The sequence below is a fragment of the Ruegeria sp. AE4 genome (assembly GCF_056542185.1).
In genome coordinates, this window is the sequence record NZ_JBQFZK010000010.1 from 127,671 (window position 1) to 135,436 (window position 7,766).

9 protein-coding genes are annotated in these 7,766 nt (G+C 59.2%); 3 read left to right on the forward strand and 6 right to left on the reverse strand.

Annotated elements, in window-relative coordinates:
• Positions 1 to 57 precede the first annotated feature (57 nt).
• From ACR0EK_RS13620 to ACR0EK_RS13645, 6 genes are all read right to left on the reverse strand, one after another.
• Positions 58 to 987, reverse strand: a complete 930-nt coding sequence (locus ACR0EK_RS13620; RefSeq protein ID WP_267364206.1) for an electron transfer flavoprotein subunit alpha/FixB family protein — start codon at positions 985 to 987, stop codon at positions 58 to 60.
• The gene (locus tag ACR0EK_RS13625) at positions 987 to 1,745 is read right to left on the reverse strand and encodes an electron transfer flavoprotein subunit beta/FixA family protein (protein WP_267364208.1); all 759 of its coding nucleotides are present in this window, start codon (positions 1,743 to 1,745) and stop codon (positions 987 to 989) included. Before ACR0EK_RS13625 ends, ACR0EK_RS13620 begins: the two co-directional genes overlap by 1 nt.
• Before the next feature lie 199 nt (positions 1,746 to 1,944).
• On the reverse strand, positions 1,945 to 2,517 hold the full coding sequence (locus ACR0EK_RS13630) for a cob(I)yrinic acid a,c-diamide adenosyltransferase (protein ID WP_480967874.1): 573 nt from the start codon (positions 2,515 to 2,517) through the stop codon (positions 1,945 to 1,947).
• Positions 2,517 to 2,720 carry a twin transmembrane helix small protein gene (locus ACR0EK_RS13635; RefSeq protein ID WP_480473850.1) on the reverse strand — a complete coding sequence of 68 codons (204 nt, stop codon included), beginning with the start codon at positions 2,718 to 2,720 and terminating at the stop codon, positions 2,517 to 2,519. The genes ACR0EK_RS13630 and ACR0EK_RS13635 overlap by 1 nt, the downstream gene beginning before the upstream one ends.
• Positions 2,721 to 2,796: 76 nt before the next feature.
• Positions 2,797 to 3,624 (reverse strand): SDR family NAD(P)-dependent oxidoreductase, encoded by an 828-nt coding sequence (locus tag ACR0EK_RS13640; RefSeq protein ID WP_480900412.1) that lies wholly within the window; start codon positions 3,622 to 3,624, stop codon positions 2,797 to 2,799.
• Positions 3,625 to 3,693: 69 nt separating this feature from the next.
• Positions 3,694 to 4,323: an SH3 domain-containing protein gene (locus ACR0EK_RS13645; RefSeq protein ID WP_480900413.1), complete on the reverse strand. Its 630-nt coding sequence runs from the start codon at positions 4,321 to 4,323 to the stop codon at positions 3,694 to 3,696.
• Positions 4,324 to 4,524: 201 nt separating this feature from the next.
• Here ACR0EK_RS13645 and ACR0EK_RS13650 point away from each other — a divergent pair, with 201 nt between their 5' ends.
• The 3 genes from ACR0EK_RS13650 to ACR0EK_RS13660 all read left to right on the forward strand — a co-directional run.
• Positions 4,525 to 6,873, forward strand: coding sequence for a DNA topoisomerase IV subunit A (locus tag ACR0EK_RS13650; RefSeq protein WP_480900415.1), 2,349 nt, complete (start codon positions 4,525 to 4,527; stop codon positions 6,871 to 6,873).
• 96 nt (positions 6,874 to 6,969) lie between these two features.
• Entirely contained in the window at positions 6,970 to 7,563 is a 594-nt protein-coding gene (locus tag ACR0EK_RS13655; RefSeq protein WP_480487110.1) for a hypothetical protein, read from the forward strand.
• Positions 7,564 to 7,675: 112 nt separating this feature from the next.
• A partial coding sequence (locus ACR0EK_RS13660) for a GTP-binding protein (RefSeq protein ID WP_036223564.1) occupies positions 7,676 to 7,766 on the forward strand: 91 nt, incomplete at its 3' end.

Below are 7,766 nucleotides of genomic sequence, written 5' to 3' on the forward strand. Positions count from 1 at the left end.
AAGGCCCGCCGGTTGGCGAGCCTTTGGTGATTGTGGGGCTAAGGCCCCGGGCTGCGTTCAGCCGAGCTTTTCGGTCAGTTCCGGGACCGCCTGGAACAGGTCGGCGACCAGTCCGAAGTCGGCGACCTGGAAGATCGGCGCTTCTTCGTCCTTGTTGATCGCAACGATGACCTTTGAATCCTTCATGCCCGCAAGGTGCTGGATTGCGCCCGAGATGCCGACGGCGACATAAAGATCGGGGGCAACAACCTTGCCGGTCTGACCCACTTGCCAGTCGTTCGGGGCATAGCCCGAGTCCACAGCGGCGCGCGATGCGCCAACCGCGGCACCCAGCTTGTCAGCCAGAGCTTCGATCAGCTTGAAGTCGTCTTGCGAGCCGACACCACGGCCGCCCGAGACAACAACGCCAGCCGAGGTCAGTTCCGGACGGTCGCTTGCAGCCACCTTGTCTTCGACCCACGACGACAGGCCGGGATTGTCGCCGACCGAGATGGTCTCGACCGCAGCCGAGCCACCTTCGCCCGCCGCGTCAAAGCTGGCGGTGCGGATGGTGACGACCTTCTTGGCGTCGTTCGACTTCACGGTCTGGATCGCGTTGCCCGCATAGATCGGGCGCTCAAACGTCGAGCCGTCAACCACACCCGAGGCATCCGAGATCACCATAACGTCCAGCAGGGCTGCGACGCGCGGCATCACGTTCTTGGCGTCGGTGGTCGCGGGGGCCACGATATGCTCGTACCCATCGGCCAGACCCACGATCAGCGCGGCGGTCGATTCCGCCAGGCGATGACCCAGCGACGCGTCTTCGGCAACCAGCACCTTGGACACGCCGTCGATCTTGGCGGCAGCCTCGCCGGCAGCGGCGGCCGAGCCACCCGCGGCCAGAACGGTCACGTCACCCAGCGCCCTGGCGGCGTTGACGGCCTTGGCGGTGGCGTCCAGCGCCAGTTCGCCATTGTTGACTTCGGCAAGCAGAAGTACAGCCATTACACAGCCCCCGCTTCTTTGAGTTTCGAAACCAGCTCATCCACCGAGCCAACGATGATACCAGCGGCCCGTGCCGGCGGTTCTTCGGTCTTGACGATTTCCAGGCGCGGCGTGACGTCGACGCCGTAATCGGCGGCGGTTTTCTCGTCCAGCGGCTTTTTCTTCGCCTTCATGATGTTGGGCAGCGACGCATAGCGCGGCTCGTTCAGGCGCAGGTCAACGGTCACGATGGTCGGCATCTTGACGCTGATGGTCTGCAACCCGCCATCCACCTCGCGGGTGATCTTGGCACTGTCGCCTTCGATATCCAGTTCCGAGGCAAAGGTGCCCTGCGACCAGCCCAGCAGGGCCGACAGCATCTGACCGGTGGCGTTCATGTCGTTGTCGATCGCCTGCTTGCCCGCCAGAACGATGCCGGGCTGCTCTTCCTCGACCACCTTGGCCAGGATCTTGGCAACCGCCAGCGGCTCGATATCGGTATGCACATCATCCGTCGCAACAACCAGAATCGCCCGATCAGCCCCCATGGCCAGCGCGGTCCGCAGCGTCTCCTGCGCCTGCTTCACTCCAATCGAAACGGCAACAACTTCGTCTGCCTTGCCAGCCTCTTTCAGGCGAATGGCCTCTTCAACCGCAATCTCGTCGAACGGGTTCATCGACATTTTGACATTGGCGAGATCAACACCGCTACCGTCCGCTTTCACGCGGACCTTCACATTGTAGTCAATCACGCGTTTGACAGGTACCAGTACCTTCATTGTAGCGCTTTCTCCTCAAAAAACGGCAAGCCGCGAAGGCGACTCCACCAATGCTCTCGTCGGACTTGATAACGTCTGCTGCACCCGCAAAACAGAGCAAAATCGTCACGTCGTCGCGTCGGGACGTCGCGTTTTGCAGTTTTTTACCTTGAGGCACGCAAGATTGTTGCCCGCATTGCGCTTATTTTCAGGGAAATATTCAGCGGTTTGCGCCGGGAACCCACAGCACGTCGTCCTTGCCATCGTTATTTGCGCACCGGGCCGCGACGAAAAACCAGTCACTTAGCCGGTTGAGATATTTGACGGCCACATCGTTAACCGGTTCCATATTCGTCAACTCGACCGCCAACCGCTCGGCGCGACGCGATACGGTGCGGCACACGTGCAAATGCGCGGCCAGCCGCGAACCGCCCGGCAGGATGAAGCTGCGCAGCGGTTCCAGTGTTTCGTTCATGATGTCAATTTCGGCTTCCAGCCGGTCGATCTGAGCGGATACGATTCGCAGCTGTGGATAGTCCGCTTCGGCATCCTTCTCCATTTCAGGGCGGCAGAAATCCGCGCCAAGATCAAACAGGTCGTTCTGAATCCGCGACAAGGCGGCATCGACTTTGCCTTCGGCCTCGGTACGGGCCACGCCAACAAAAGAATTCAGCTCGTCCACTGTTCCGTAGGCGGCAACGCGGCCCGAGTACTTTGCCACACGCTCGCCATTGCCCAGAGCGGTTTTGCCATCGTCGCCGGTGCGCGTGTAGATTTTGTTGAGCACAACCATTACTGTACCCCTTGCCCGCGTAGATAGACGTATAGCACGATCAAAATAACGGCGATGAACTGAAAGAGGATACGCAGGCGCATCATCTTGTTGCTTTTCTTAGCTGCTTCCATGCCGCCTTTGCCGAAATTCGCGATGCCCAGGGCTAACACAACGACAACTGCCGCCATGGCCAGAAGCAGAATGACCATTAAAGGGTCCATTTAAAGTCACCGTCCGGTTTTTTCGATTATCCCCATCTAGCGTCAAGGTGACGAAAAGCGAACGGGAAATAACGTCTCAGATATCCGAAAGGATGCGATCCGTGGCTTTTGTGGGCAGAATCCGGCGCAGAACCCCTGCGACATATGTCGGGGTGGTCACATAGTAGCGTGGTTTGGGGCGGCGCGCCTCGACCGCATGGGCCAGCTTGTCGGTGACGGCAGAGGCGGGCAGTTCGAACCAGTCGGGCGCACTGTTTTCGTATAGTCGCTTCAGCAGCGAACCTTCGTATTTTTCCCGCAGGGCCGAGTTCTCCCAGTCGATGTATTTTTCGAACACCGGGATTGCCTTTTCCCTGAGCTTTGAGGTGATCGGGCCCGGCTCGATCAAAACGACCTGAATGTCTGTATCCCGCAGCTCCAGCCGCAAGGTGTCGGTCAGTCCTTCGATGGCGTATTTGGTGGCGACATATGCGCCGCGCCAGGGGAAGGCAACAAGACCAAGTACCGAGGAACATTGCACGATCCGGCCGTGACCCTGTTCCCGCATGACGGGAATAACCTGTCGGGTCAGTTCGTGCCATCCAAAGACATTGGTTTCAAAGATATGACGCAGAGCGTCTGTCGGGACGTCTTCAACCGCACCGGGCAGCCCGTGCGCGCCGTTGTTGAACAGCGCGTCCAGTGTTCCGCCCGTTGCCTCAAGTACATATGACAATCCCGAGGAAATGCTGTCGCGGTCGGTATAGTCGATTCTTGGGCTTTCAAACCCCTGCGCGCGCAGGCGGTCACAGTCGCGCTGCTGTCGGCAGGATGCAAACACACGCCAGCCTCGTGCACGCATTCCGTGTGCTGCGTCCAGACCAATGCCCGACGAGCATCCCGTAATAAGAATCGATTTCTGCATGTGCCTTCCGAAGCTGAACCCCACCAAAAGCTAGGGTGGGGTTTGCGGCAGGGCAATGACGTCCGGGCGTCAGTTTGATGTTTTCCGGACAAGTGATGCTGAAATCCACCCGACCTGTTGCGCGGGCAACACGCGCAGGCGTAACCAGCCGGTGCCGGAATCGCTCAGGACCTCGACCTGTTGGCCAAGCGCGGCTTTACCGATGATGGGATAGATTGTACCGGGCCCATCGCGCAGATTAACCCGGGTGCCCGAGATTTCGCGGATGTCCTTCGGGGCCTCGGCAGGCGTGGGCAGTTCGACTGTGGGCAGCTCGGCGTCGGTGACCACCTGCTCCAGCGCGCTTACGCCCTGTTCCAATGATGCCAGGGTCAGGGTCACGCTTTCGTCTTGAAACAGCGAGGGATTGGCTTTCAGGCCAGCCGCGACCTGCGAGAGGAGGGCCTTTGTTTCGGTCTCACCCAACTGGGTTACCGCCTCGGCAACAGGTGGAACCACCAGTGCGGGTTTGACGGCGGCACGGGTGACCAAATCTTCGACAGGTGCAGGTTCAACGACCGGGGCAACCGGTTCTGCCACGACAGCCACGCGTTCCGGTTTGGCAGGGCGCACGCCGCGCGGTTCAAAATCAGGGCCACCGCTCATCACGTAAAAGGTCCAGCCGAGCGCGGCAAAGGTAACAAGTATCAGGCGCGTCATGGCGCATCCCCCAAAGCAATCGTAACATCAACAAATGGCAGCAAATCAATTGATGAAATCTTAGCATATTTCGGGGGGCGAGTCGAAAAATGGGGGAAATCAACACAGTGTCTCCCCCTGTTGCAAAAAGCACGACTTTTCCCCAGCAATTTATGTGCTGCTCGCTTTACCAAGGCGCACTTGCGTCGTATCACATCATATATGAACGATACGATCGATGACCCCAACATGCAGGCCCCTACAGGTGGGGGCGAGGTGGCGGAACCGCTGCGCCGCGCGATTGGTGAGCGGTATCTGACTTATGCGCTGTCCACCATCATGCACCGGGCGCTGCCCGATGCGCGGGACGGGTTGAAGCCGGTTCACCGCCGAATCCTCTATGCGATGAGAGAGTTGCGACTCAGTGCAACCGGAGGTTTCCGGAAGTCTGCCAAGATTTCCGGCGACGTGATGGGCAACTATCACCCGCATGGCGACGCCGCGATCTATGACGCGATGGCGCGTCTGGCACAGGATTTCAACGTCCGCTATCCGCTGGTCGACGGGCAGGGGAACTTTGGCAATATCGACGGCGATAACCCGGCAGCCTCGCGCTATACCGAGGCGCGGATGACCATCGTGGCCGAAGCGCTGCTGGAAGGGTTGAACGAAGACGCCGTTGATTTCCGCGACAACTATGATGGCACGCTGACCGAACCGGTCGTGCTGCCCGCACAGTTCCCGAATCTGCTGGCCAATGGCGCAAGTGGTATCGCGGTGGGGATGGCGACGAATATCCCACCGCACAACATCTCGGAACTCTGCGATGCATGTCTGCACCTGATCAAGACACCGGACGCGCGCGATGACACGTTGCTGAACTACGTGCCCGGCCCTGACTTCCCGACCGGAGGTGTGATTGTCGAGCCGCCCGAGAATATCGCGCAAGCCTATCGCACCGGACGCGGTTCGTTCCGTTTGCGCTGCAAGTACGAGGTCGAGGATCTGGGGCGCGGTCAGTGGCAGATCATCGTCACCGAGATTCCCTATCAGGTTCAGAAGTCCAAGCTGATCGAGAAGATCGCCGAGCTGATCCAGACCAAGAAAATCCCGATCCTCGCCGATGTACGCGATGAATCCGCCGACGATATCCGCCTGATCCTCGAACCGCGCTCGAAGAACGTGGACCCCGAGGTGCTGATGGGCATGCTCTATCGCAACTCGGACCTTGAGGTGCGGTTCAGCCTGAACATGAACGTGCTGATCGACGGCGTGACGCCCAAGGTCTGCTCAATGAAGGAAGTGCTGCGCGCCTTCCTGGATCACCGACAAGAGGTGCTGATCCGCCGCTCGCGCCACCGCATGGCCAAGATCGACCACAGGCTGGAAGTGCTCGAAGGCTTTATCGTCGCCTTCCTGAACCTCGACCGTGTGATCGACATCATCCGCTATGACGACGACCCCAAAGCCGCGCTGATGCGCGAGGATTGGGGGATTGACCATATCCGCGCCACCAGCGAGGCCGACTATGTCTCACCCAGACCGGGTGAGGGCGAGTTGTCTGAGGTTCAGGTTGACGCGATCCTCAACATGCGCCTACGCAGCCTGCGTCGTCTGGAAGAGATGGAGCTGGTCCGCGAACGCGATGAGTTGATGCTGGAACGTGCCAACCTCGAAGACCTGCTGGCCGACGAAGGCCTGCAATGGGCCAGGATTGCCGAGCAGTTGAAAGAGACGAAAAAGACCTTCGGCAAAGATTACGAAGGCGGCGCGCGCCGCACGCGGTTCGCCGAAGCGGGCGAGGTCGAAGAGGTGCCGCTTGAGGCGATGATCGACCGCGAACCGATCACGGTCGTCTGTTCTCAGATGGGCTGGATTCGCGCCATGACCGGTCATATCGACCTGACCCGTGAATTGAAGTTCAAGGATGGCGACGGGCCGCGCTTTATCTTCCATGCGGAAACGACCGACCGGTTGCTGGTCTTCGCTTCGAACGGGCGGTTCTATACTGTCAGCGCGGCCAACCTGCCCGGCGGGCGGGGTATGGGCGAGCCCCTGCGCCTGATGGTCGACTTGCCGAACGAGGCACGGATCATCGATATCCTGATTCACAAACCGGGGCGCAAGCTGCTGGTGGCCTCGGATGCGGGCAACGGGTTCATGGTGCCCGAAGATGACGTGCTGGCGCAGACGCGAAACGGCAAGCAGGTGCTGAACGTCAAGGACAACGAAACAGCAGTGATCTGTATACCGGTCGAGGGCGACCACGTTGCAATCGTGTCCCAGAACGGCAAGTTCCTTGTCTTTCCGATCGAGGAATTGCCCGAAATGACCCGCGGCAAGGGCGTGCGCCTGCAAAAATACAATATGGCACGCGGGCGACAGGGGACGCTGGAGCTGGATGGCGGTCTGTCTGACATCACCACCTTCAACTGGGAGGAAGGCCTGAAATGGTCCATGGGGGGCGACAAGACCCGGCATGAGGCAGATATGTCCCAATGGCTGTCCAAGCGCGCCAGCGTAGGGAAAAAAGCGCCCTATGGTTTCCCGCGGGACTATAAGTTTTCGTGATCCGGCCTCGGTTGCGGTAGAAATCCACCGATACGGCTTGGCACAACCCGTATCGGTGCGCTAGACCAAAGAAAAACAGGCCTATCGAGAAGAGACATGTTGCGCATTCTGACCCTGATCACCGGATTGGCCCTGATGGGCGCTTGCACCCAGACACAGGTTTATGAACCGCCCGAGTCACTGGGGGAATTCAAGCTGCGGGTCAACTACGCCTTCGCTGACAAGGCCGTGCAAGGGCCAGTGTCGCGCGACGCAACGCCCGACGAATGGACGAAGGCCATCCAGAATGCGGTCGATATTCGTCTGGGCCGTTATGAAGGCACGCAGGAATACGACATCGGGATCAGCCTGGAAGGCTACATGCTGGCGCCTCCGGGAATCCCGATCATCTACAATCCCAAAAGCACCGCGATTGTGTTGGTCAACGTCTATGACGTGAAGAAAGAAAAGTTTCTGGCCAAGGGAAAGCAGTTCCAGGTGCTGGAAGACACGACCGGAGGCAGTGCGCTGAAAGGGTCGGGGCACGAGCGCACCAAAGAAGAACAAATGGCCGGTCTGTCATTGAAAGTTGCCGACCGGGTCGAAGAGTGGCTGGCTGAAGAACATGAAGACAAAGGTTGGTTCGAAAAACGGCCAGACCTGATCCAGCCCCTCGATTCCACCGAGGTTACGCAAAATCCGGCGGGATAAGCGCATTTCCCTCAGGATGTGCTTGATTTTCCCCTTTGAACCAAATATCTCGCGCGCGCAGATAGTAACCCGGGACCAAGGGTCCCCCAAATCGCAAAAGGGCGCCTGAGGAATGGCAAAGGAAAAGTTTGAGCGTAATAAGCCGCACGTCAACATCGGCACGATTGGGCATGTTGACCACGGCAAGACGACGCTGACCGCAG